Annotated in this window: 20 protein-coding genes; 15 read left to right on the forward strand and 5 right to left on the reverse strand. The window is 71.9% G+C overall.

Translation table 11 applies throughout. From position 1 onward, the window contains the following. Positions 1 to 7: 7 nt before the first annotated feature. Both ME121_RS03125 and ME121_RS03130 read left to right on the forward strand, forming a co-directional pair. Complete coding sequence (locus tag ME121_RS03125) at positions 8 to 787, forward strand: ABC transporter permease (RefSeq protein WP_234740673.1); 780 nt, start codon at positions 8 to 10, stop codon at positions 785 to 787. 85 nt (positions 788 to 872) lie between these two features. Further along, a complete protein-coding gene (locus ME121_RS03130) occupies positions 873 to 1,655 on the forward strand; it encodes an ABC transporter ATP-binding protein (protein ID WP_024829367.1) in 783 nt (260 codons plus the stop codon). A gap of 42 nt (positions 1,656 to 1,697) precedes the next feature. Here the strand turns inward: ME121_RS03130 and ME121_RS03135 are convergent, their stop codons facing one another. From ME121_RS03135 to ME121_RS03145, 3 genes are all read right to left on the reverse strand, one after another. Further along, positions 1,698 to 4,865: an efflux RND transporter permease subunit gene (locus tag ME121_RS03135; protein ID WP_059408339.1), complete on the reverse strand. Its 3,168-nt coding sequence runs from the start codon at positions 4,863 to 4,865 to the stop codon at positions 1,698 to 1,700. Continuing rightward, on the reverse strand, positions 4,858 to 5,967 hold the full coding sequence (locus ME121_RS03140; RefSeq protein WP_059408340.1) for an efflux RND transporter periplasmic adaptor subunit: 1,110 nt from the start codon (positions 5,965 to 5,967) through the stop codon (positions 4,858 to 4,860). Before ME121_RS03140 ends, ME121_RS03135 begins: the two co-directional genes overlap by 8 nt. Before the next feature lie 191 nt (positions 5,968 to 6,158). Next, positions 6,159 to 6,557, reverse strand: coding sequence for a hypothetical protein (locus ME121_RS03145; RefSeq protein ID WP_012320284.1), 399 nt, complete (start codon positions 6,555 to 6,557; stop codon positions 6,159 to 6,161). Positions 6,558 to 6,979: 422 nt separating this feature from the next. On the opposite strand from ME121_RS03145, the gene ME121_RS03150 reads away from it, so the two are divergent. The 4 genes from ME121_RS03150 (at position 6,980) to ME121_RS03165 (ending at position 11,613) form a co-directional block, all read left to right on the forward strand. Continuing rightward, on the forward strand, positions 6,980 to 8,317 hold the full coding sequence (locus tag ME121_RS03150; protein WP_245337791.1) for an O-antigen ligase family protein: 1,338 nt from the start codon (positions 6,980 to 6,982) through the stop codon (positions 8,315 to 8,317). Positions 8,318 to 8,473: 156 nt separating this feature from the next. After that, a complete protein-coding gene (locus tag ME121_RS03155) occupies positions 8,474 to 9,226 on the forward strand; it encodes a glycosyltransferase family 25 protein (RefSeq protein WP_012320286.1) in 753 nt (250 codons plus the stop codon). 297 nt (positions 9,227 to 9,523) lie between these two features. Beyond that, complete coding sequence (locus ME121_RS03160) at positions 9,524 to 11,203, forward strand: hypothetical protein (protein WP_059408342.1); 1,680 nt, start codon at positions 9,524 to 9,526, stop codon at positions 11,201 to 11,203. After that, complete coding sequence (locus tag ME121_RS03165; protein ID WP_012320288.1) at positions 11,200 to 11,613, forward strand: DCC1-like thiol-disulfide oxidoreductase family protein; 414 nt, start codon at positions 11,200 to 11,202, stop codon at positions 11,611 to 11,613. The genes ME121_RS03160 and ME121_RS03165 overlap by 4 nt, the downstream gene beginning before the upstream one ends. A gap of 52 nt (positions 11,614 to 11,665) precedes the next feature. On the opposite strand, the gene ME121_RS03170 is transcribed toward ME121_RS03165, so the two are convergent. Beyond that, positions 11,666 to 12,592, reverse strand: coding sequence for a glycosyltransferase family 2 protein (locus ME121_RS03170; RefSeq protein ID WP_024829362.1), 927 nt, complete (start codon positions 12,590 to 12,592; stop codon positions 11,666 to 11,668). Between the two features lie 809 nt (positions 12,593 to 13,401). Here ME121_RS03170 and ME121_RS03175 point away from each other — a divergent pair. From ME121_RS03175 to ME121_RS03210, 8 genes are all read left to right on the forward strand, one after another. Further along, complete coding sequence (locus ME121_RS03175) at positions 13,402 to 14,910, forward strand: oligosaccharide flippase family protein (protein ID WP_029358953.1); 1,509 nt, start codon at positions 13,402 to 13,404, stop codon at positions 14,908 to 14,910. A 121-nt stretch (positions 14,911 to 15,031) separates the two neighbouring features. Beyond that, entirely contained in the window at positions 15,032 to 15,925 is an 894-nt protein-coding gene (locus ME121_RS03180) for a LysR family transcriptional regulator (RefSeq protein WP_012320291.1), read from the forward strand. Between the two features lie 165 nt (positions 15,926 to 16,090). Next, complete coding sequence (locus tag ME121_RS03185; RefSeq protein WP_053620507.1) at positions 16,091 to 16,906, forward strand: putative hydro-lyase; 816 nt, start codon at positions 16,091 to 16,093, stop codon at positions 16,904 to 16,906. A 43-nt stretch (positions 16,907 to 16,949) separates the two neighbouring features. Continuing rightward, on the forward strand, positions 16,950 to 18,221 hold the full coding sequence (locus tag ME121_RS03190; protein ID WP_012320293.1) for an MFS transporter: 1,272 nt from the start codon (positions 16,950 to 16,952) through the stop codon (positions 18,219 to 18,221). Positions 18,222 to 18,249: 28 nt separating this feature from the next. Further along, positions 18,250 to 19,011: a 5-oxoprolinase subunit PxpA gene (locus tag ME121_RS03195; protein ID WP_059408343.1), complete on the forward strand. Its 762-nt coding sequence runs from the start codon at positions 18,250 to 18,252 to the stop codon at positions 19,009 to 19,011. Beyond that, on the forward strand, positions 19,008 to 19,742 hold the full coding sequence (locus tag ME121_RS03200; protein WP_059408344.1) for a 5-oxoprolinase subunit B family protein: 735 nt from the start codon (positions 19,008 to 19,010) through the stop codon (positions 19,740 to 19,742). The genes ME121_RS03195 and ME121_RS03200 overlap by 4 nt, the downstream gene beginning before the upstream one ends. After that, a complete protein-coding gene (locus tag ME121_RS03205; RefSeq protein ID WP_059408345.1) occupies positions 19,742 to 20,758 on the forward strand; it encodes a 5-oxoprolinase subunit C family protein in 1,017 nt (338 codons plus the stop codon). The genes ME121_RS03200 and ME121_RS03205 overlap by 1 nt, the downstream gene beginning before the upstream one ends. Before the next feature lie 87 nt (positions 20,759 to 20,845). Beyond that, positions 20,846 to 21,634, forward strand: coding sequence for an aldolase (locus ME121_RS03210; RefSeq protein WP_012320297.1), 789 nt, complete (start codon positions 20,846 to 20,848; stop codon positions 21,632 to 21,634). Between the two features lie 7 nt (positions 21,635 to 21,641). Here the strand turns inward: ME121_RS03210 and ME121_RS03215 are convergent, their stop codons facing one another. Then, entirely contained in the window at positions 21,642 to 22,934 is a 1,293-nt protein-coding gene (locus tag ME121_RS03215) for a lytic murein transglycosylase (RefSeq protein WP_043074121.1), read from the reverse strand. A 144-nt stretch (positions 22,935 to 23,078) separates the two neighbouring features. Here ME121_RS03215 and ME121_RS03220 point away from each other — a divergent pair, with 144 nt between their 5' ends. Continuing rightward, the gene (locus ME121_RS03220) at positions 23,079 to 23,573 is read left to right on the forward strand and encodes an SRPBCC family protein (protein ID WP_012320299.1); all 495 of its coding nucleotides are present in this window, start codon (positions 23,079 to 23,081) and stop codon (positions 23,571 to 23,573) included. Positions 23,574 to 23,601 lie beyond the last annotated feature (28 nt).

Consider the following 23,601-nt stretch of genomic DNA (forward strand, 5'->3'; position numbering starts at 1 on the left):
CGGCCGCGTGCCGCTGCTGCGGCGGGGCGGTCGCGCCGGACTGGGCCTGCTCCTGCCGCTCATACTGGCGATCGGCTGGGAGATCGCGGTCGCCAGCGGGGCGGCGTCCGGGCGGCTGCTCCCGCCGCCGAGCCGGATCGCCGCGACCCTCTGGGGGCTGGCCGTCTCGGGCGACCTCTGGATGCATGTCGAGGCGACCCTCGTGCGGGTCGGGCTCGGTTTCCTGTGCGGCGCGGCGGCCGGCATCCTGGCCGGGGCCCTCGTCGCCACGGTCCCGCCGCTGCGCTGGCTCCTCGACCCGAGCCTGCAGGCGCTGCGGGCCGTCCCGTCGCTCGCCTGGGTGCCGCTCTTCATCCTGTGGTTCGGCATCCTGGAGACACCGAAGGTGCTGCTGATCGCCGTGGGCGTGTTCTTCCCCGTTTATGTCGGTGTCTCCGGCGCGATCGCCTCGGTGGACCGCAAGCTGGTCGAGGTCGGCCGGATCTTCCGGCTGTCGCGGCTCGCCCTCGCCCGCCGGATCCTGTTGCCGGCCGTGCTGCCGGCGACCCTGGTGGGCCTGCGCACGGGGCTCGGCCTCGGCTTCCTGTTCGTCGTGGCGGCGGAGCTGATGGGCGCCTCGGAGGGGCTCGGCTACCTGCTGGTGGACGGTCAGCAGTTCAGCAAGCCCGACCAGATCGTGGCGGCGATCATCGCCTTCGCCCTCGTCGGCAAGGCGGCCGACATGGCCCTGGTCGCCCTGACCGGCCCCCTGACCCGGTGGCAGGATACCGTGCGGGACAGCCTGTGACCGCCGCACCGGTGCGGACGCGCGCCGCGGGCCGGGAGGGCGCCCCGCGACGCGATCCCCACGCCACGCCCGCCGAGAGACGCCCGTGCTGACCGTCGACGCCCTCTCCAAGACCTACGCGGACGGCACGCAGGCGCTGTCGGGCATCGACCTGTCGGTGAAGCAGGGCGAGATCGTCGCGCTGATCGGCGGCTCGGGCTGCGGGAAGACGACGCTGCTCCGGCTGATCGCGGGGCTCGACCACGCGAGCGCGGGTGCCGTCGCGGTCGACGGCGAGCCGATCCGCGCGCCCCATCCGAGCGTCGGCGTCGTCTTCCAGGAGCCGCGCCTGCTGCCCTGGCTCGACGTGGCCGGCAACGTGGGCTTCGGCCTCGCCGACCTGTCCCGGTCCGAGCGCCGCGCCCGCGTCGCGCACGCCCTGGAGCGCGTCGGGCTCGCCGAGCACGGCGGCCGCTGGCCGCGCGAGCTGTCCGGCGGTCAGCAGCAGCGCGTGGCGATCGCCCGGGCCTTCGTGGCGCGCCCACGGGTGCTGCTCCTCGACGAACCGTTCTCCGCCCTCGACGCATTCACCCGGAAGGGGCTGCACGACCAGCTCCTCGATCTCTGGGCCGAGTCGAAGCCGACGATCCTGATCGTCACGCACGATGTCGGGGAGGCCGTCACCCTGGCCGACCGGGTGGTGGTGATGCGCCCGCGGCCCGGGCGCCTCGACGAGACCGTCCCGATCGGGCTCGCCCGGCCGCGCGAGCCGGTGGCCGCGACCTACGAGGAGGCCGTGCGCCGCGTGCTGGCCGCGCTCGACCACTCCCTGCGCCCGGCCGCGAGCAGCCGGCCGCCCGCTCCCGAGACCCGTGCGAGCTGGTGGTAGGGCCAGCGGGGGCCCGTCAGCCGGCGCCGGCTGGGCGCGCCCTCAGGACCCGACCGCCGTCAGTTCCAGATCCGCGGGGTCCTGGTGGCGGAACCGGGCGTACCGCAGCGCCATCACCGGCAGGATCAGCAGGTTCAGCACCGTCGAGGTGACGAGGCCGCCGAGGATCACGAGGGCCATCGGGCCCTCGATCTCGCGGCCGGGTTCACCGGCGCCGAGCGCCAGCGGCAGCAGGCCGAGGCCCGTGACCAAGGAGGTCATCAGGATCGGAACCATCCGGTCCGCGGCGCCCTCCGCCGCCGTGGCGGCGTCCCACGGCCGCCCGTTCCGGGTGACCATCTGCTCGTAATGGGCGATCATCATCACGCTGTTGCGCAACGAGATGCCCGACAGGGTCACGAAGCCGACGATCGAGCCCAGCGACAGCACCCCGCCGGTGAGCGCCGCGGCCGCCACGCCGCCCACGAAGGCGAAGGGCAGGTTGACGAGGACCAGGAGCAGGTTCGCCGCGGAGCCGGTGACGATGGCCAGGAGCACCACGATGCCGAAGCCGGCCATCCCGGCATGGACCAGCAGGTCGCGGCGGGCGGCCGCCTGCGCCTCGGCGGCACCCGAGAAGGTGACGTAGACGCCCTCCGGCAGCCGAACCTCGCGGGCGATCTTGCGCTTGGCCGCCGCCACGAAGCCCGCCACGTCGCGGTCGGCGACGTTGGCCGTCACCGCCTGCACCCGCTGCGCGCCGAGGTGCTGGACCTGGTAGCGTCCGGCGCTCTCGTAGACGTCGGCGACCTGGGACAGCCGGACGTAGCGTCCGCCGGGCGCCCGCAGGGGCAGGTCGCCCACCGCGCTGAGGCGGTCCCGCACGCGCGCGTCGAGGATCACCAGCACGTTGAACACGGCGTTGCCGCGATAGGTCTGACCGACCGTGTCGCCCTGGTAGGCGGTGCGCACCGCCTCCAGCACCTCCACGGGATCGAGCCCCCAGTGTCGCAGGTCCACCGGTCGCAGCGCCACCGTGACCTGCGGCAGCCCGGCCGGCGAGGCCTGCTGGACATCCCGGGCGCCCTTCACCTCCGAGAGCTCCTGCGCCACCGAGCGGGCCACGGCCTCGATCCGGTCGAGGTCGCTGCCGACCACGTTGACGACGACCGGCGCGGTGAAGCCCGAGACGGTCTCCTCGATGCGCTCGGTGAGGAAGGTCTTCAGCGAGAACGCCGCCCCCGGGAAGCCGGCGATCAGCTGCCGGATGGCCGCCTCGACCCGGCGCTGGGCGGCGCCGTCGAGGCCCGGCTCCAGGTCGATGTGGATCTCGCTGTAATGCGGCCCGGCGGTATCCTCGGCGGCCTCGGCCCGTCCGATCTGCGCCGCCACGGCGCGCACGCCCGATATGTCCTTCAGGTCGCCGGTGATCAGCGTGCCGAGCCGCTGCGATTCCTGCAGGGAGGTGCCGGGAATGGCCACCATGTGCAGGATCATGTGCCCCTCCTTCAGGTCAGGGAGGAACACCGCGCCGAGGGTCGGCAGGATGGCGGCCCCCGCGAGGGTGACCAGCAGGGCGCCCGCCATCGCGATCCGCGGCACCCGCCCGATCCCGGCGAGCAACCGCAGGTAGGCGGCGCGGCTCCAGCGCACCACGGGCGGGTCGGGCGGCGCCGCGCCCGTGTCGCGCGCCATGCGGCCTCCGAGGAGCAGGAGCGCCAAGGCCGGCGTGACCGTGAGCGCCACGAGGAGCGAGGCGACGACGGCCGCGATGTAGGCGAGCGCCAGCGGCCCGAACAGGCGGCCGGCGACGCCGGTCAGCGCCAGGACCGGCAGGAACATCAGGATCACCGCGAGGGTCGCGTAGGCGACCGAGGTCCGCACCTCCAGCATCGCGGCCAGCACCACGCGGGGCAGGCCGCGCCGTCCGCCCCGCGCCTCCCGCAGCCGGCGCGAGACGTTCTCGACGCCGATGACCGCGTCGTCGACCACCTCGCCGATGGCCAGGGCCAGCCCGCCGAGCGTCATCGTGTTGAGGCTCTCGCCCCAGGCCTGGAGGGCGAGCGCGGCGGCGATCAGCGACAGCGGGATCGCCGTCGCGCTGATCAGCGCGGCCCGCCAGTCCGCCAGGAAGACGAGGAGCACGACCACCACCAGCACGCCGCCGAGCGCCAGCGCCTGGATCACGTTGCCGGTGGCGACGTCCACGAAGTTCGCCGGCCGGAACAGGTCGGCCCGCACGCTCACGCCCTCGCGCTTCAGGACCGGCCGCAACTCGTCGAGGGCCGCCTCCAGGCGGGCGGTCACGGCGCGTGTATCGACACCCGCCTGGGCGCCGACCATCAGCAGTACGCCGGGCTTGCCGTCCACGAGGGCCGCGCTGATCGCCGGCTCGGGCGCGGCCGTGACGGTCGCCACGTCCGAGAGGACCACGCTCGCCCCGCCGTCGTTGTGGAGCACGATCTGCCCGAGCGCTTCCGGGGTGAGCGACTGCCCCTCGGTCCGGAGCAGGACGCGCTGGTTCGGCGTGTCGACGAATCCCGCCCCGCGCACACCGGTCCCCTTCCGGGCGGCCGCCAGGACGTCGTTGAGGCCGATCTGGAAGCGGATCAGGTCGTCGGGGCGGACCTGGACCTGCAGGGCGCGGACGCCCCCGCCGTAGAGCGAGACCTGGGCGATGCCGGGCACCCCCTGGAGACGTCGGCGCACGGTCCATTCAGCGACCTGGCGCAGGTCCATGGCGTCGCGGGTCTCGGAGGTGAGCCCGACGAGGAGCACGGTCAGCGTCGAGGAGGTCAGCGGGGTCATGGCGGGCGCCGCGACCCCGTCCGGCATGCGGCCGGCGAGCGCCGCCAGGCGCTCGTTGACCCGCTGGCGGATCCGGTCGACGTCGCTGCCTGGCCGGAACGCGGCGGTGATCACCGACAGGCCCTGGATCGAGGTGGAGCGCAAAGTCTCCAGGCCCGGCAGGCCGCCGACCGCCACCTCCACGGGCTGCGTGACCAGCACCTCGACCTGCTCCGAATCGAGGCCCGGCGCCTCGGTCTGGATCGTGACGGTCGGCGGCGCGAATTCCGGGAACACGTCGTAGCGCGCCCCCGCGAGGGCGTAGAGGCCGAAGACCAGGACCGCGCAGGCCAGCGCCAGCACCACCTTGGGCAACCGGACGGCGAAGCCGACGAGGGCCGCCTGCGGACCGCCGCGGCCGGCGGCAGCGGGGGGCTCAGTCATCGTCGTCGCCCACGACGCGGATGCGGCTCTTCATCTCCTCCGAGAGCAGGGCCTGCGCGCCCCGCAGCACGATCTCGCTGCCGTCCGGCAGATCCTCGACCACGAAGGCATCGGCCGACATCGGGGCGTCCGGCCGCACCGGATGGCGCACGAAGGCGCCGTCGCCGGCCCCGCGATACACCCAGGTCCCGCCCTCCCCGTGGACGACGGCGTCCTCCGGCACGAGCACGCCCTTCACCGCCCGCGGCGCCGCCAGGAACGCCATCGTGCTGGTCCCGGGCAGGAGGCCGCTGTCGCCGGAGACGAGGTAGAAGAAGCTCTGCCCCTGGATCCGCGGATCGGTCCGCGTCGCCGGCGAGACCAGTCGCAGGGCGACTCGCTCGCTCTGCGGTGGCACCTCGGCGAAAGCGGCCCGCGGCGCCTCCGGCAGAGTCTCCCCCGGTGGCAGCGTCACCTGCACGAGGAAGTCGGTCCGCTCGATCAGGCGCGTCACCAGGGGCGACCGCTCGATGATCGCCTTGCCGAGCACAGGGCCCCATTCCTGGCGCGCCGTCGCCGCGAGGGTGCGCACCTGCGACTCCGCCGCGGTGACCGACGCCTGATCGGTCAGGAGCGTGCCCTCGGCGGTCTCGATCTGCGCCACCGCCACCACCCCGGCCCCGAGAGTCCGCGCGCGGCGGGCGGCGCTGGCCGAGACCTCGACCCGGGCGCGGGCCGTCTGGAGCGCCGCCACGGCGCCCGCGTAGCTGTTGGTCAGTTCGGTGATGCGGGCGAGATCGAGGACGCTGCCGTAGGCGGTCAATTCCTGTCGGTGAAGGATGGCGGGTCGCGCCTCGGCGACGAGACCGATCCGCGTGCGCTCGGCCGGCGTCAGCCGGACCAGGGTCCGGCCGTCCTCGATGGCGGTGCGCGGCGCCGGCAGCTGCGCGGCCGTGGACGTATCGTCCCGCCGTGCGGGGATCAGCGCCGCGACGCGCGCCCGCACCTCCGCGACCAGCGGGCCGGCATCGGCGCGAAGGCGTTCGCCCGTCGGCGTGACAGCGAGACCGGCCGCGGCCAGCAGGATCCCTCCGATGAGCAGCAGCGCCCGGCGACCACTCACGTCGCGATCCTCCCCCTGGCCCGATTGCCGAATCTACCCGGTTTCGGTGCCGAATACACCCGAATGCGGCCGACTCAAACCGTCAGGCGGGAGTCTGGCTGTGGGTTTGTCCGGAGCGCGGGCAGGCACGCGAGAGCCCGCCTCGACGGTGCGAGGCGGGCTCTCAACGTGCCGGGAAAGGTCGGGTCAGATCAGCAATCGTCGCCGGATACCGGGGCAGTCTGCCGATCGGCGGCGGCCTTGTTCATGGCACCGACCGTGCCGGGGGAAGCCGGCTGCTGACCACCGGCCAGATTCGCGGCGGCCGGGTCGGTCGAATTCGACTTGGAGCCGGCGTCGGTCTGCGCCTGACGATCGGCCGTCTGCGTGGCGCCCGCGTTGTTCATGGCGCCGACGGTGCCCGGCGAGGCCGGCTGGTTGCCGCCAGCGAGGTTCTTGCTCGACTTGTCGACGTCGGAGCTCTTGGGATTCGAAGCCTGCTGATCGGGGGTCTTCGACTTTGTGGTTCCGGTGTTGCACGGCGCCGCGAGGGCGGGACCGGCAATGAGGGCCAGAAGCGCAACCGCGCCGGACAGACGAGAGACCTTCATCAAACGCTCCTCCAGGATTTATCGAACTGCCAAATGCCTAATCGTCCCAAGAGTTCCGCCACGATTCCCAAGTTCCGCGAAATGCTGCCCGCCGATCGCGCTATTGCGGAGCGTCGGACAAGCTTGAATCGTATGAAAAAAGACAATACCCGCAGCGGCACGGTCGATTCGACGTCGCGGCTGCGACCACGGGCTGCGGCATCTTATCCCGCCACGGCGGTCGCTTCGGCAGCGTGTCCCGTCGCGGCCTTCCGGGCCCGCGCCCTCCGCGAGCCGCCGCTACCTCGTTTGGTCGAGTTCTGAGTTCGGAATGCCCGGACTAGCGTCGACTCGCGAGGGGGCGTGTCCGCGGCAGCCCCGAGCGGTGTCCGACCGCAGGGCGGACGGGACACTGCCTCACCCCGGGCGTCCGAGATCGAGCGATGGCGTTTCCACGAGACTTGGCGAGCCTTGGACCGGGCCATGCGAGCGGCCTCGCGTGGTCGCCGCTCGGGCCGTACGGGCCGGATCACCGTTGGGCGGGTGCCGGGGGCGCGGGTGAAGGCGTCGACGCGATGCCCCGGCTCGGCGTGGCCGCCGCGGCGTGGATCGTCCTGTTCCTCTTCGCGCCGGTGGTCGGCGAGCAGATCAAGCTGCCGGGCGTCGACAAGGCCGTCTGGATCGGCACCGACCTGATCGCCTTCGCGTTCCTGGTCCTGCGCCGCGACCTCGTCGCCACCCTGTTCGGCAGCCGCCTGCTGCTGCTCAGCTGGCCGCTCCTCGCGATCGCGTCGGCCCTCTGGTCCCTGACGCCCGGCCTCTCCGCCTATCACGGACTCCAGCTGCTCGCGACGATCGTGGCCGGCATCACCCTGCGGACGACCATGGGTCTGTCCCGCCTGGTCAGGATCGTCTTCCTGGGCCTGCTGGCCGGGCAGCTTCTGTCGGCCTTCCTCACGGTGGCGGCGCCGGCCCTGACGCGCGGGACCGACGGCAACTGGGCCGGGATCTACTCGCACAAGAACGTCCTCGGTTCCCTGTCGAGCCTTCAGATCCTCTGCGCGGCCTGCCTCTTCCTACAGGGATGGAACCGTCTCCTGACCGCGTTCGGCTTCTGTCTCGCCCTGGCGCTCCTCCTGGCGACGCACTCGGCCACGGCCCTGGTGGCGGCCACCGCGGGGCTGATGCCGCTCGCCGCGATCTTCGCGTGGCGGCAGGGCAAGCACGTGACCGGCTTCTGCCTCGGCATCGCCATCGCCCTGGCGGGTGTCGGGATCTTCATCGCCGCCGCGCGCGGGGCCGACATCTCGGCGAGCCTTCTGTCCGATCTCGGCAAGGACACCACGCTGACCGGCCGAACCGTCCTCTGGCAGTTCGGCCTCGACCAGTTCTGGCGGGAGCCGCTCATCGGCATCGGCTACAAAGCCTATTGGGAGAGCCCGGTCACCACGGCCGCCTACCTGCACTTCGTCATGAAGCAGAAGCTGTGGTTCTTCCACAACAACTTCATCGACACGGCCGTGGCGTTCGGCATCGTCGGCGTGATCCTCTTCACGGTCGCGCTGCTCGACACCGCACGCCGGGTGATCGCCGATTTCGCGCGCTCCTCCGGCTACGTCGAGGCTTGGCCGATCCTGTTCATGAGCCAGCTCTTCGTCCTGGTGTGTTTCGAGTGCCCGCTCTTCGTCAATCACGGTCTCCACCAGCTCCTCCTCGCGGCGATCCTGCCGGTGGTGCGGTCACCGACCATCGACGGGAGCGAACCGATCACCCGCGACTGACCCGCCAGCCCTGAGCGGCGCCCGACCCGCGGCGGGGCCCCGAACGGCCGGCGTCGAAGATCTCGATCGGGGTCGAAGGTCCTGATCGGGAAGAATCACGGGCGCCGAACGCGGTCGCCGCGGCCGGTCGGACAGGCCCCATCAGAGGTGACGACGATGTACTGCTTCGGGATCTCCCTGCCCCGGTTCCGCGAACGGCACGCCTATCTGACCCGGCACCTCGCCGCCGTTTGGGGGCGGCACTGCGAGATCACAGGCTACGAAGGCCCGGTCCCGGATCCGAACGCCCCGTTCCAGCCCGACCTGACCGCCGGTCAGATCGGGTGCGCGCTGTCCCACATGAGCGCCTACGAGCGGATGATCGCGCTCGACCTGCCCCACGCCCTCATCGTCGAGGATGACGTCGTCCTGCCGCCGCAGATCCATCAGATCGTGGCCGGCATCGAGGCCGCCTTGCGGCCCGGCGACGTCGTCCTGCTCTTCAACTGGGCCGAGACGGTCGGCGCGTTCAGCTCGGTCGGCGCCGTGACCGTCGGCGAGCACCGGCTGTGCCTGCCCATGGACATGAGCAGCCTCGGCACGGCCGCGGCCTACGTCATCACCCGGGCGGCGGCCGAGGGGATCCTGCGCGCGAACCGACCGGTCGCGGTGACGTCGGACAACTGGAGCTACTTCTTCGAGCGCGGCGCCCTGACACGCGGTCGCGCGCTCGTCCCGAACGCCGTCTCCCGGCAGCCCTTCGAGTCGACCATCTTCACGTCCCGCTCCAGGATCGCGGCCTTCCTGAAGGGCAGCGCCCTCCTCAGGCCCCTGTTCACCGCGCGGCGACGGATCCTGGCGGCGCGCCTCGCCGCCAAGATGACGTTCGTCGACGAGACCTCCCCCCTGGCGGGACAGGCGCCGCGCTGACGCGCGTCCCGCTCCGCGGTGCGGCCGCGTGTGCCTGGACTTCAGACGGCCGGGATGACCGAAAGGCGTAGGGGCGATCCCCCTCTTTGCGGCTCCTCACACCCCCGTGAAATGCCAAGCTCACCGGCGAGGCAGGAGCCCGCGGCGGCAGGACTCGTCCGCGGCGGGCCCTCCTCGAGACGCCCGTATGACGGAGGGACCCGTTCGGCCGCTGGCCGCCCCGTCGTCGCGGGCCCTTGGGGATGAGGTCGTCGCCTCCAACGGCGGCGGTCCCACCAGCGCGGCGGAAGACAGACGATGAGCAGCTCGCTCCCGATCACCGGCACGGACAAGTCCCTCGACTCAGCCCTGAGACGCCTCGTCCGGCTGGTGGCGGACCGGGCGCGCTATTACCTAATCCTGGTCGTGCAGATCGGCGGCCTGCTGGCCCTGCTGAAGATCTCGCACGGCGTCACGGCGATCAACAATTACTACGGGGTGGTGCTCCCTGTGGCGCTGGCCCTCGCGATGACGCGGGTGCGCTTCGCCGCCGCCGATCTCGCCGCGGTCCGGCTGCTGCAGATGATCGGCGCGATCGCGGGCGGGTACGCGCTGATCCACTATCCGCTCTTCCCCATCGTCCTGCCGGGTGCCAAGGCGACCGTCGCCGTCGGCGCCATCGCGGTGCTCTGGGTCGCGGCCGTGGCCGGGGGTGTACTCTGCCTGCGCTGGCCCTCCCTCGCCCTGATCAGCGCCACCTATCTGGTCTGGAGCAAGCAGGCGGTCATCCGGGTCACCGGCCTCTGGCACGGCCACATCATCGACGTGCTGCCGCTCGCGGAGGTGAGCTTCTGCCTCGTCGCCGGCCTCCTGGTGGCCCACATGACCGCGCGGATCCGCGACTGGCCCGGCCTGGGCGCCCCGGCGCGGGCGGACGTCGCGGCGGCCAGCACGATGTTCTCGAAGGTGCTGATCGCGGCGGCGATCAGCATCCACCTCGGCAACTACTATTCCTCGTTCCTCGCCAAGGTCACGCTCGACGAGGGCCCGCTCTCCTGGCTGCTCAACAACGATCCCGGCAAGATCTTCGTCGTCGGCCTCGACAACAATCACGTCCCCTACGCGGGCTGGCCCGTGCTGGTGGAGGCGATGCGGATGATCCTGAGCCATTCGAGCGCGCTGACGAACACGCTCATCCTGTTCGGGCAGGGTATCGCCCTGGTGGGGATCCTGATGCCGCGCCGCTGGCTGCTGCTGCTCCTGCTCGGCTTCGACGTGATGCACCTGTCGATCATCGTGCTCATGGGCGCCAACTTCGCCCCCTGGATCATGCTGAACCTCGCCATCGCTGCCGTCGTCGTCAGCCGGCACTACGAGCGCCCGCCGGTCTCGGTCGGGATCCTGTCGGTGCTGTTCATCCTGACCGGCAACACCTTCATGACCCAGGCCTGGCTCGGCTGGTACGACACCTTGGCCAACAACAAGATGTACTTCGAGGCGATCGACCGGAACGGCCAGCGGCACTACGTGCCGACCAACTTCTTCACCTTCTACTCCTACCCGTTCGCCCACATGGCCTACGGCGCGCCCGACGCCGCGCACGCCTTCGCCCTCGACAATCCGAACGGCGGGACTCAGGTGTTCCGCAAGGTCACGGCCTCGACGGCCTGCGACGTGCCCGTCCTGACCGCGCCGGACGGCATGGGGCAGGAATACGCGAAGACCGAGATCGATGGGCCGGCGATGGACGCCTATATCCGGGGCTACCATCGCCTCGTGAGCGCGATCCGCGACAGGACCGGCCTGTTTCCCTACGCGCTCTATCCGCACCACTTCTTCGTGCCGCTCCAGTATGCCGCCGGCTTCGACACGGTCGCCATGGCCGACATCGTCGCCTACGTGTACCGGCGCGAATCCGTCTGCTTCAGCATGCAGGACGGCGTCACCGTCCGCCGCGTGGTGTCCGAAGCCGAGCACAGGATCGATCTGACCCCATGACCGCCCCCTCCACCGAGGCCGCCCTGACGGTGGTCTACGACGGCGAATGTCCGTTCTGCTCGAACTACGTGCACCTCATGGCCCTGCGCCGGTCCGTGGGCACCGTCGCCCTGGTGGACGCCCGGAGCGGCGGTCCCTTGGTCGACGAGATCACCCGGCGCGGGTACGACCTCAACGAGGGCATGGTCGTCCGTCACGGGGCGAACCTGTACTACGGCCCGGACGCGCTCGTCCTGCTGTCGCGCCTCAGCGACGACCGGGGCGTGGCCAGCCGGCTCCTCGCGCGACTCCTGCGCAGTCCCGGTCGTGCGCGGCTTCTCTACCCGGCGATGAAGCTCGGACGGCGCGTCACGCTACTGATGCTCGGCCGGACGCTCCTCGCGCAGTCCGGCGGCGCGACGACCCGCTGAGCGGGCCACTGCACGAGCCGCGCTCCGGCCGTGCCCGACGGAGCGCAGGGGTCTAGGCCCGGACGGTGGAGCGCGTCAGCAGCGTCCGCGCGCTGTGCCAGGCGAAGGCCAGGACGCCGCTCAGATTGGCGGTCACGATGGCGCGCCACGTCAGGCCGAGATGCGCGTCGAAGCGCGGGCCCCCGACCAGCTCGCGGGCGGCGTTGCGGGCGGACCAGTACAGGTGCTTGATCAGCCACGGGCTGCGGCCGATGTGCTTGGCGTAGAGCGCGCCGTTGCCGAACTGGTAGTTCCAGTGCAGTCGGTCGATCGTGCGGTGATCCCGGCGCCCGTGGAAGTGCTTGACGCTCATGTCGGGCACGTACTCGACGGCCACGCCGGCCGCCCAGCCGCGATAGATGAAATCCGTATCCTCGGCCGCGCGGAACGTCGCTCCGGGGCCGAAGGCCGCGTCGAACCCGCCGATCCGCTCGATGACGGCACGGCTGCAGGTCATGTTGCAACCGTGGACGAAGCCGCCGGGATGGTCAGGGTACGTCAGCCGGCTGGCCCGGGCCTCGGTCTTCGTGGTGAAGTCGATGTCCTGCGGCGATCCCAGCTCGACCCGGCCACCGCGAATGACGCTTTCCGTGTCGCCGGCATAGTGCGCGATCAGGTCTCGCAGATACTGATCCGACACGACGCAATCGTCGTCGATGAACGCGATGATGTCTCCGGAAGAACGCGCGATCGCGGCGTTTCGAGACCCAGCAACACCCGGGCGCGACTGCGCGAGGAGCAGAACATCGAAACGATCGGTCGACACGGAGGCCGACCAGCGCTTCAGCGCCGTATCCGTCCCGTCCCTCGACCCGTTATCTACGACGATGATCTCGGCCTCAGCGCCCGGCGCGGCCTCGATCGCCCGCGTCATCGACCCGAGCGTTTCCAAGAGGGACGCAACGCGGTTCCGGGTACATACGATAAAGCTGACTTTCATTTGGCATTATCTCAAAAATACTGCCAGGACCGGGAACTTATAAAACAAGCTTCAGACAAGGTATAGTAATATCATTGCACTCCATTGATCCGTGCGCCGTAGGGCGGGCTACGCCTTTTGGATGCGGAACCAAACATCTCGGTGATGTGGCGTCGCAAAAAATCGCGGCTGCTGAGGCAAAGCGGCCGCTGCTCCCATCGTCGGCGAACTATAGAAAGAGATCAGCTCCGCCCCCTGCTCCGACCACGATCGCCCGATCTCGCTTTTCTCGTCCCATGAGACGAGAAATACGTCCCAAGAATTTGCCGGTCTATCACCACAAATGCGCGATCTCTCCTCTGCCCAGTGCATCAGAGAGCAGCCCCGGACGCGCCGAGACGGCGCCCTCAAATCATTCGCGAGAGCTTTCGCCCGCCGATGCAGATCATTCTGTCCGAGCCGCGCACCATTCATGTGATCGATTTTTTCGAAATCGCGATACAACGCGATGCATACAGCCCGAGCCGCACCAGAAGCAGCCGATAAAGAATGGATACCTCGGATCCTGGATTTCTCTATCGACGCACCCCGATTCTACTCACCCCATACAGCAAGAGGCAGCTCTTCCCTGGCAGGAATCCGAAGGTTTCAGGCCTCTCCGCGGCTCCAGAGCTTGACGGCAGGCCCGCTTGGCCTCGGCCATCGGGCGTGGGCCTGGTCCTCCGATTGGCCAGCTGCCACGGTCGACCGGGCATTGTTAGACCGTTCTGACCGATCGCGCCCTGGCCGCAGCCAGCGCCGCCTCCACCCTGTCGCGTCCGAAGGATCCCATGGCAGAACTCCGAGAGGGGCCGGAAGCGACGGCGCCGCCCGCGTTCTCGAAGCGCCGCAGCCTGGCCTGGATGGGATTCTGCCAGGGCGGCCTGTTCCTGGCACAGTTCGGTACCTCGCTCGCCCTGGCGCGCCTGCTCACCCCCCACGAGACCGGCATCTTCAGCCTCGCGGCCGCCATCGCGGGCCTGCTGTCGACGCTGCGCTCCTGCGGCCTATCGAGCTACATCGTCCGCGCGGAGCGGGTGGACGCGGCGCTGCTGGCGAGCGTCTTCACGGTGAACCTGATGCTGTCGGGCGCGGCGGCGATCCTGATCCTGGCCTTCAGCGTGTTCGGCAGCGTTCTCCTCGGTGAGCCGGAGGTCCAGCGCGCCCTCGCCATCCTCGCCGTGGTGCCCCTCGTCGGCGCACTGGAGTTCCGCCCGGCCGCCATGATCGAGCGGCACGGCAATTTCCGCGGCGTGGCCCTGGTCAACATGCTGCGCGGTCTCGTCGCCAGTGGCGCGATGCTGGCGCTGGCCCTCCTCGGCTTCAGCTACATGAGCCAGGCCTACGGGCAGGCCGCGGGCGCCGTCGCGGCGGCGCTGGCTGCGAACGGCCTCGGGCTGCGCTACGTGTCGCTGCGCCTCGGGCTCGCGGGCTGGCGCGAGATCCTGACCTACGGCGGCCGGCTCTTCGCCATCGCGGGGGTCGCGGGGATCGCCGGCCGGATGGGCGACCTCGTCCTCGGGCGGATGCTCGGGCTCAGCGCCCTCGGCCTCTACTCCCGCGCGGCGAGCCTCAACACCCTGATGTGGGACCACCTCCACGTGGTGATCACCCGCATCACCTTCGTGGACCTCGCGAATCAGCAGCGGAACGGACAGTCCCTGCGCGCGTGCTACCTCCACACGCTGCGGATGATCACCGTGCTGCTCTGGCCGGCCTTCGCGGGCGCGGCCGTCCTGGCCGGGCCGATCGTGCGCCTCCTGCTCGGTCCGGGCTGGGACGGCGCGGCGCTGCCCTTCTGCCTGCTGTCCGTGGCCGCGATCGTCCTGAGTTCGCTCAGCATGACCTGGGAGGTGTTCCTGATCCGGGATCAGACCGCCCTCCAGGCGCGGTTCGAGTTCCTGCGCCACGGCGCCGGCTTCGTGATGTTCAGCGTCGGCTGCCTGTTCGGCCTCGGCGGCGCGGGCGCGGCACGGATCGGCGAGGCGCTCCTGGCCGTGGGACTCTATCGGCCGCATCTCGAGCGGATGACCGACACCTTCAGGCGCGACTACGCCCCCATCTACCTCCACGCCGCCACACTGACGGCGATCGCCGTCGCACCCGCCATCCTGGTCATGTCGGCTTGGGGATGGTCGGCCGAGACGCCGCTGCCGAGCCTCGCGGCCGCGATCGCCGCCGGGGTCGCCGGCTGGGCCTGCGGCCTCTGGTACCTGGACCATCCCCTGGTCGCGGAAGCGCGCCTGCTACTCGCGCACATGCGCCCGGCCCGCCCGGCCACGACCGTGTCGGACCTCTAGCGGCGCGCCGCGGCGCGAGCGTCAGGTCGTCCACCCAGGACGAGAGCAGCCGCACGCTTGCGCTTCCGCGCGCCGGGGCGCGATATGACCGGACACGACGGCGGCGCGGGACGATCGCGGGATGGCGGATTTCCGCAGCTTGGAGGTGTTCTACTGGGTCGCGAAACTCTCGAGCTTCCGGCGCGCCAGCGAGAAGGTGAACACCACCCAGCCGGCGGTTTCCCAGCGCATCGCGGCCCTGGAGCATGAGTACGGGACGCTGTTCGAGCGCCGCAGCCGGGACGTCGCGCTGACGGAGCGGGGGCGTCTGCTCCTCGGCTTCGCCGAGCGGTTCCTGGCGCTCCAGACCGAGATGAGCGCGGCCCTGCACGAGACCGGCCGGACGCGGGGCACCCTGCGGCTCGGCGTGTCCGAGACGATCGTCCACCTGTGGCTGTCGCGCTTCATCGAGCGCATGCGCGCCGCCCATCCCGGGATCGGCGTCGACATCACGGTCGACATCTCGCCGAACATGCAGGCCGCCCTGGTCGCCGACGAGATCGACCTCGCTTTCCTCGTCGGCCCGATCACCCTGCCGAGCTTCGCCAACCGCGCGCTGTTCAGCACTCCCGTCGCCTGGATCGCCGCGCCGGGCCTGCTGCCGGGCGACGAGCCCCTGAGCCTCGGCGCGCTGCTGCACCACCCGCTCATCACCTACCCGCGCAACACCAGCCCCTACGTCGAGCTGCGCGACCTCGTCCTGCAGGAGAACCTCCTGCCGAGCCAGATCCACACGAGCGCCTCGCTGGCCACCATCGTGAAGATGGGCGTCGAGGGCCTCGGGATCTGCGTGATCCCGCCGGCCGTGGTCGAGGCCGAACTCCGCGCCGGCACCCTGCGGGTCCTGCCGGCCGAGCCGACGCTCTCGGACCTGACCTTCACGGCGATGCACACGAAGCGGCCGGCCCACCACTTCGTGGCGGACGCGGCCCGCCTCGCCCAGGAGGTCGCCGAGACCTGGGCCGCCGGCCGATAAGACGGGTTTATCGCGCCCCATTCGCAATCACGATTGGCGCGCCCCGCGGCGCGATGGGATCGTTGCCGCAGGAAATGAATCGCTGAAGCGATCGCGATCTTGCGGAATACGGGCGCCCGGCGAGGGCGGCCCGGCGCACGACGACCAGCCGGGGAGATCAACGCGGTGAGCCAGCACCCGGGCGCCGACGGCGCCGCACCTGTCTTCGCCGACGCGGTGGACGCGCGGCGCGCGATCCGCGCGGGCCGGTTCCGGGGCCACACCTCGGGTCTCGTCCCCGCCCACGCGCAGGGCAACCTGATGATCCTGCCGCGGGCCATGGCGGAGGATTTCCACCGCTTCTGCCAGCAGAACCCGAAGCCCTGCCCGATCCTCGGCGTCTCGCGGCCCGGCGCCCGCGCGCTTCCGACGCTCGGGGCGGACCTCGACCTCGCCACCGACGTCCCCGGCTATCGCGTCTACGAGGGGGGCGAACTCGCGGCGGAGCTGCCCGACCTGACCGGCGTCTGGCGCGAGGACCTCGTCACCTTCGTCCTCGGCTGCTCCTTCTCGTTCGAGGCCGGCCTGATCGAGGCCGGCATCCCGCTCCGGCACGTTGCCCTGGGCCGCAACGTCGCGATGTACCGGACGTCGATCGAGACCCAACCGTCGGGACCGTTCCACGGCCCCCTGGTGGTCTCCATGCGGCCGATGAAGGCGGCGGACGCCATCAAGGCCGTGCAGGTGACGGCCCGGATGCCGGCGGTCCACGGGGCGCCGATCCATCTCGGCGACCCGGGCCTGATCGGCATCCGCGACCTCGCGCGGCCGGATTTCGGCGACCCCGTCCCGATCGAGCCCGACGAGCTCCCGGTCTTCTGGGCCTGCGGGGTCACCCCGCAGGCGGTGGCGATGGCGGCGCGACTGCCGCTCTGCATCACCCACGCGCCCGGTCACATGCTGATCACCGACCTCCTCAACCGGGACCTGCCGTTCCTGTGACCCTCCCGGCCGCGTGGCGGCCCGTCCGCGAAGGAGTTGCGCCATGTGGGTGAAAGACACGAGTCCGGCGGAACGCCGGGTCCTGGGCGCGGCCTTCGCGGGCTACGGCGTCGATGCGTTCGACTACATGGTCTACACCTTCCTGATCCCGACCCTGGTCGTGGTCTGGGGCCTGACCAAGGTCGAGGCCGGCAACATCGCCACCGCCGCGCTGGTGACCTCGGCGATCGGCGGCTGGGCAGCCGGAATCCTGGCGGACCGCTACGGCCGGGTGGTCGTCCTGCAGGGCACCGTCGCGTGGTTCACCCTGTTCACGGTGCTCAGCGGCTTCACCCACTCGTACGAGCAGCTGCTCGTGACCCGCGCGCTCCAGGGCTTCGGCTTCGGCGGCGAGTGGTCGGTGGGGTCGGTGCTGATCGCCGAGACGATCCAGGCGCGCTACCGCGGCAAGGCGGTGGGGCTCGTCCAGTCGAGCTGGGCGGTCGGCTGGGCCTGCGCGGCCATCGCCTTCTGGGCCGTGTTCGCCCTGGCGGAGCCCGCCGTGGCGTGGCGGATCCTGTTCTGGCTCGGCGCCCTCCCCTCGGTGCTGATCTTCTGGATCCGCCGCAACATCGAGGACCCCGAGATCTACCGCCAGACCCGCGCCGCGATGCGCGACGTCGGCGATACCGGCAGCTTCCTCGACATCTTCTCCCGGCCGCTGATCGGCCGGACCGTGCTGGCGAGCCTGCTCGCGACCGGCATGCAGGGCGGCTACTACGCGGTGACCACGTGGCTCCCGACCTACTTGAAGACGGAGCGCAACCTCTCGGTGCTGAACACCAGCGGCTACCTGCTGATGCTCATCTTCGGGTCGTTCGTCGGATACCTGACCAGCGCCTGGCTCTCCGACCGCATCGGGCGCCGTCGCGGCTTCGTCCTGTTCGGCTTCTGCGCCGGTGTCCTCGTGCTGGCCTACACGCTGATCCCGATCACCGACCCGGTGATGCTGGTCCTCGGCTTCCCGCTGGGCTTCTTCCTCTCCGGCGTCTTCTCCGGGATGGGCGCCTTCCTGAGCGAGCTGTTCCCGAGCCGGATCCGCGGCTCCGCACAGGGATTCTGCTACAATTTCGGCCGCGCCACGGGCGCGATCTGCCCGGCCGTAGTAGGCCATCTCAGCGGCTCGCTGACACTCGGCACCGCCATCGGCGTCGTGGCGGCGGGGGCCTATTGCCTCGTGATCGTCGCGGCGCTTCTCTTGCCGGAGACGGCGGGCCGCGCGCTCGATTCTTGCACCGCGGATCCGGCCGAGCCGGAACCCGTTGCGGCCCTGTGAGACCCGATCGGCACGCGGAGCGGCGGCGATGACCAGCGTGGACCTCAATTCCGACCTCGGCGAGGGCTACGGCGCCTACGCCTGCGGCGACGACGCGGCGATCCTCGGGATCGTCACCTCGGCCAACGTCGCCTGCGGGCTCCACGCCGGCGACCCCGAGATCATGGCCCGGACCTTCGCGCTGGCGAAGGCGCGCGGCGTCGCCGTCGGCGCCCATCCGGGCTTCCCGGACCTCTGGGGCTTCGGGCGGCGACGGATGCCGTACAGCCCGGCCGAGATCGAGCGGCTCGTCGCCTACCAGATCGGCGCCGCGCAGGCCCTCGCCGCGTATGCCGGCCACCGCATCACCTACGTGAAGGCCCACGGGGCGCTGGCCAACGTCGCCGCCGAGGAGCGGCCGGTGGCCGACGCCATCGCCCGCGCGGTCCGCGCGGTGGACCGGGAGCTGGCGCTGCTCGCCATCGCGCTGACCGCCCAGGTAGCGGCGGGCGAGGCCTGCGGCCTCGAGGTCCACCAGGAGATCTTCGCCGATCGCGGCTACACGCCGACCGGCCTGCTGATCCCCCGCAGCCAGCCCGGCGCGATGATCACCGATTCCGGCGAGGCGGCCGACCGCGTCCTGCGCATGGTCGAGGCGGGCGCGATCCTCACGGCCGACGGTCAAACGCTGCCGACGCCGATCCGCTCGATCTGCGTCCACGGCGATTCCGACCACGCCGTCGCCACGGCGCGGGCGGTGCGGACCCGGCTGGAGGGCGCGGGCATCACGCTGGCGCCGTTCCGGCCGTGAGCGCGGCGCTGGACGAGCCCCGTCTCCTCGACGCCGGCGAGGCGGCCCTCGTGGTCGAGTTCGGCCGCACGGTCGACCCGGCGATCAGCGACCGGGTCCTGGCGCTCGACGACGCCCTCGGGGCGGACCCGCCGGAGGGGCTGCGGGAGCGCGTGCCGACCTACCGCTCCCTGATGCTACACTACGACCCGCTGGTGCTCGACCGCGGGACGCTCGCCGAGCGGGTCCGGGCGCTGGCGGCGGGCGCGACCGCGCGCGCGGCGAGCCCGACCCTCTGGACCCTGCCCTGCTGCTACGACGCGCCCCACGGGGAGGACGTCGCGCAGGTCGCCGAGCAGAGCGGCCTGTCGCCGGAGACGGTGGTATCGAGCCACGCGGCCACGACCTTCCGGGTCTACATGTACGGCTTCGCGCCGGGCTTCGCGTATCTCGGCGGCCTGCCGCAGCCCCTGGCAGTGCCCCGGCGGCCGAGCCCGCGGCCGCCGCACCCGCGCAACGCCATCATGATCGGCGGCGGACTCGCCGCGGTGGCGACCGTGCCGATGCCGACCGGCTGGTACGTGATCGGCGCGACCCCGGCCCGCCTCTACGCGCCGGAGCGCGACCCGAGCTTCTTCGTCGGCGCCGGCGACCTGATCCGCTTCGAGCCCGTGGATGCGGCGGCCTTCGACGCCCTCACGGCGCGCGAGGCGGCGGGCGAGCCGGTGGCCCGCCGCGGGGAGGCGCGCTGATGCCCGCCCTCGTCATCGACGCCGCCGGACCCGGCATCACCCTGCAGGACGGGGGCCGGCACGGCTACCTGCGCTACGGCATCACGGCCGCGGGCCCGATGGATCCGCTGATGCACGCCGCCGCCAACCGGGCGGCGTCCAACGCCCTCGACGCCACCGCCGTCGAGATCTCCACCGGCGGCGTCACCGTCTCGGCGCAGGACGGCGCCGTCGGGCTCGCCCTGCTGGCGCCGGGCTTCCGCGTCGCGCTGGACGGCGTGCTCCTGCCCGACACGGTCGCGCTCACCCTGGAGCCCGGCCAGACCCTCGTCGTGCGGGCCGGCGACGCCGGCGCCTGGGGCTACCTCGCGGTCGCCGGGCGTCTCGACGTGGCGCCGGTCCTCGGGTCGGCGGCGACCCATACCCGCTCGGAGCTGGGCGGCCTCGACGGCCGCGGCCTCGCCGCGGGCGACCGCCTCCCCGTCGCCGAGGGTCGGACACCGGACGGGCCGCCGCAGCGGCTCGTCGCGCCCTGGCTCATCCGGGACGGGCGGGAGATCCGGGTCGTGCTGGGCCCGCAGGACGACTACTTCGCGCCCGACCAGATCGCGGCGTTCCTGGCCGGCCCCTGGACGGTCTCGCCGCGCGGCGACCGGATGGCCTGCTTCGTCGACGGCACCCCGCTGAAACACGCCAAGGGGCACGACATCGTCTCCGACGGCGTCGCCATGGGGGCGATCCAGGTCCCCGGCAACGGCCTGCCGATCATCCTGATGGCCGACCGGCAATCCACCGGCGGCTACCCCAAGATCGCCACGGTCATCGGGCCGGATCTCGGGCGGCTGGCGCAGGTCCGGGGCGGGGCGCGCCTGTCGTTCCGGCGCGTCTCGGTGGCGGAGGCGGTCGCGGCGCGCCGCGCCGAGCGCGATCTCCTGCGCGAGGCGATCCCGCGCGAGCCGGTCGTCCGCACGGATTTCGCGTCGGACTTCCTGCTCGGCCTCAACCTCGTCGGCGGCGTCACGGACGGCCGCGCCTGAGCGCTTGGCGGCTGCGCGCGAGCGTCTAGAGTGCGGCCCCGGCCGGGTCGCCCGGCCCGATCCCTTTACACAGGAAAGCCCGCACGCATGGCGCACGCCGTTACCGCCCCGGGGACCCCGCCGGCCCGCAGCAACGAGCCCCTGAACGCCGACAGCGTGCGCCGCGCCCGGATCGACCTCGCCGCCTGCCTGCGCTGGGCCGCCCGCCACGGCCTGGAAGAGGGCATCTGCAACCACTTCTCGGCGGTGCTGCCGGAGCGGCCCGACCTGTTCCTGGTCAATCCCTACGGCCTCGCCTTCGCGGAGGTCACCGCGTCGAGCCTGCTGCTCTGCGACTTCCACGGCAACGTCATCGAGGGCGACGGCCAGCCGGAGGCCACCGCCTTCCACATCCACGCCGAACTGCACCGGCTGAAGCCCCGGGCCCGGGCCGCGTTCCACACCCACATGCCTTACGCGACGGCCCTCGCCATGCTGGAGGGCGAGCCGCTGCTGTGGGCGGGCCAGACCGCCCTGCGCTTCTACGGCCGCATCGCGGTGGACGAGGATTACAACGGACTGGCGCTCGACGCGTCCGAGGGCCGGCGGATCGCCGAGAGCGCCGGCGATGCGGACGTGGTGTTCCTGAAGAACCACGGCGTGATGGTGCTGGGCGAGACCATCGCGGAGGCCTGGGACGACCTCTACTACCTGGAGCGCGCCGCGCAGGCGCAGGTCCTGGCCATGAGCACGGGGCGCGCGCTCAAGGCCGTGCCCGAGGCGATCGTGAAGCACGTGGCGGCCCAGGAGGCGGCCGGCCGCGCCGAGAGCGCGCGGCTGCACCTGGAGAGCGTCAAGCGGGTGCTCGCCCGGGACGAGCCCGCCTTCCTGGCGTGAGCGCCCGTTAGGGCGCGGCCCGGACCCGGTCCAGCAGCGCGGCGTCGGCGTAACCGTCCGGCGGCAGGCCGACCGACCCCTGGAAGGCGCGCAGCGCCGCCCGCGTCTTCGGGCCGATCTTGCCGTCGACCCCGCCGGTGGCGAAGCCGCGCTCCGTCAGGCGGGTCTGCAGGTCGCGCCGCTCGTCGGCGGTGAGGGGCCGGTCGCCCCGCGGCCAGTCGTGCACCAGGCCCGGGTCGCCGCGCAGGCGCTCCGACAGGAGCGCGACGGTCAGCGCGTAGGACAGGGCCGTGTTGTAGCGGAGGATCACCGCGAAGTTCGGCTGCAGCAGGAAGGCGGGGCCGCGGATCCCGGCGGGCAGGATCAGGGTCGCCTCGGCCGTGTCCGGCAGGGCGCGGTCGCGGGCGGGCCTCACGCCGAGCCCCCGCCACGCCGCGACGGTGCGGACCGTCGTCTCGTCGGCGAGCGCCGCGTCGAAGGTCTCGGGCAGCACCGCCTCGGCGCCCCAGCCCTCGCCGGGTCTCCAGCCGTGGCTGCGCAGGTAGTTCGCCGTCGACGCGAGCGCGTCCGGCACCGAGGTCCAGATGTCGCGCCGGCCGTCCCCGTCGAAGTCGACCGCCTCGCGCTGGTAGACACTGGGCATGAACTGCGTGTGCCCCATAGCGCCGGCCCAGGATCCGGTGAGCCCGGCGGGCATCCGGTCGAGGGGCGCCTGGTTCCAGGCCAGGATCTGGAGCGCCGCCGCCAGCTCGTCGCGCCAGTAGGTCATGCGGTTGGGGTCGCTGCAGCCGAGCGTCGCGAGCGAGCGGACGACCGGCTTCACCACCGCCGCATTGTCGAGCACGGCGCCGTAGCTCGACTCCACACCCCAGAACGCCACCAGGATGTGGCGGTCGACCCCGTACCTGGCCTCGATGGCCGCGAGCGTGTCGGCGTACTCGGCGAGCTTGCGCTGACCGGACTCGACGCGGGCCGGCGTGACGCTGGCCTCGATGTAGTCCCAGATCGGCCGGACGAACTCGCCCTGGCTCTGGGTCGCGGCGATCACGTCGGGGTCGGGCGTGAGGTGGGCGAGCTGCGCCTCGGCGAGGCCCTGCGGCACGGCGCGGGCCGTGACCCAGGCGATCAGGTCGGCCCGGCAGGCCGCGAAGGACTGCGGTGCGACCGGCGGGGTGGGGTCGGGCCCGGCGGCGCGCGCCGGCACGACCGTGCCGAAGACGAGTGCGGCACCCGTCGCCAGGACCGCGCGCGTTGCGCCGCTCCGGGTCACGGGCCGCTTCGGCGCGGCGCGATCGTCCATGGGCATCTCCGGTGATCCAGACGAGGGCGGCGTAGCATAGCGGGCCGGCAGCGACACCTTCGAGACGCGGCCCGGGGCTCGCCGCGGCCCCGGCAGCGCCCCAAGTCGCGTCACACCAGCCCGCCTGCCCGGAGACCACCCGTGATGCAGCCCGCTTCCCTGACGGTCATCGTCGCGGCCGTCCTCGGCGCCGGACCGGCCAGCGCCCTGGAGGTCACCCGCAGCCGCGACATCCCGGCCCCGCCCGCGGCGGTCTGGGCGCTGGTCGGCGATTTCTGCGCGATCCAGAACTGGCACCCGCAGGTCCAGCGCTGCATCCTGTCGGGCGACGACGACGATGACGGCATCCGCGCGCAGATCCGCGGCCTCGTGGTGCAGGGCGGCCGGGGCACGATCGCCGAGGTCGAGACCGCGCGCGACGAGACCGGCATGAGCTACAGCTACAGCTTCATCCAGGGTCCCCTGCCGGTGCGCGCCTACAACGCGACGCTGGCGGTCCGTCCCAACGGCGCGGGATCCACAGTGATCTGGAGCGCGACCTTCGACGCCGAGGGCATGAGCGACGCCGACGCCGTCGCCGACATCACGGGCGTGTTCGACGCCGGCCTTGCCGGGATCGCCCGGGAGGCGGCCAGATAGCCGCCCGCGGAATCGGCCCGCCGCGCGA

The sequence above is a fragment of the Methylobacterium sp. ME121 genome (assembly GCF_000974725.1).
Taxonomy (GTDB): Bacteria; Pseudomonadota; Alphaproteobacteria; order Rhizobiales; family Beijerinckiaceae; genus Methylobacterium; species Methylobacterium radiotolerans.

What these genes read in the sequence shown, in the direction of transcription:
- ME121_RS03165 (WP_012320288.1), top strand. Translation starts at nt 11,200, where the DNA reads ATGACCGCCCCCTCCACCGAGGCCGCCCTGACGGTGGTCTACGACGGC.
- ME121_RS03160 (WP_059408342.1), top strand. Translation starts at nt 9,524, where the DNA reads ATGAGCAGCTCGCTCCCGATCACCGGCACGGACAAGTCCCTCGACTCA.
- ME121_RS03170 (WP_024829362.1), bottom strand. Translation starts at nt 12,592, where the DNA reads ATGAAAGTCAGCTTTATCGTATGTACCCGGAACCGCGTTGCGTCCCTC.
- ME121_RS03195 (WP_059408343.1), top strand. Translation starts at nt 18,250, where the DNA reads ATGACCAGCGTGGACCTCAATTCCGACCTCGGCGAGGGCTACGGCGCC.
- ME121_RS03155 (WP_012320286.1), top strand. Translation starts at nt 8,474, where the DNA reads ATGTACTGCTTCGGGATCTCCCTGCCCCGGTTCCGCGAACGGCACGCC.
- ME121_RS03145 (WP_012320284.1), bottom strand. Translation starts at nt 6,557, where the DNA reads ATGAAGGTCTCTCGTCTGTCCGGCGCGGTTGCGCTTCTGGCCCTCATT.
- ME121_RS03150 (WP_245337791.1), top strand. Translation starts at nt 6,980, where the DNA reads ATGGCGTTTCCACGAGACTTGGCGAGCCTTGGACCGGGCCATGCGAGC.
- ME121_RS03175 (WP_029358953.1), top strand. Translation starts at nt 13,402, where the DNA reads ATGGCAGAACTCCGAGAGGGGCCGGAAGCGACGGCGCCGCCCGCGTTC.
- ME121_RS03190 (WP_012320293.1), top strand. Translation starts at nt 16,950, where the DNA reads ATGTGGGTGAAAGACACGAGTCCGGCGGAACGCCGGGTCCTGGGCGCG.
- ME121_RS03215 (WP_043074121.1), bottom strand. Translation starts at nt 22,934, where the DNA reads ATGGACGATCGCGCCGCGCCGAAGCGGCCCGTGACCCGGAGCGGCGCA.
- ME121_RS03210 (WP_012320297.1), top strand. Translation starts at nt 20,846, where the DNA reads ATGGCGCACGCCGTTACCGCCCCGGGGACCCCGCCGGCCCGCAGCAAC.
- ME121_RS03180 (WP_012320291.1), top strand. Translation starts at nt 15,032, where the DNA reads ATGGCGGATTTCCGCAGCTTGGAGGTGTTCTACTGGGTCGCGAAACTC.
- ME121_RS03205 (WP_059408345.1), top strand. Translation starts at nt 19,742, where the DNA reads ATGCCCGCCCTCGTCATCGACGCCGCCGGACCCGGCATCACCCTGCAG.
- ME121_RS03220 (WP_012320299.1), top strand. Translation starts at nt 23,079, where the DNA reads ATGCAGCCCGCTTCCCTGACGGTCATCGTCGCGGCCGTCCTCGGCGCC.
- ME121_RS03135 (WP_059408339.1), bottom strand. Translation starts at nt 4,865, where the DNA reads ATGACTGAGCCCCCCGCTGCCGCCGGCCGCGGCGGTCCGCAGGCGGCC.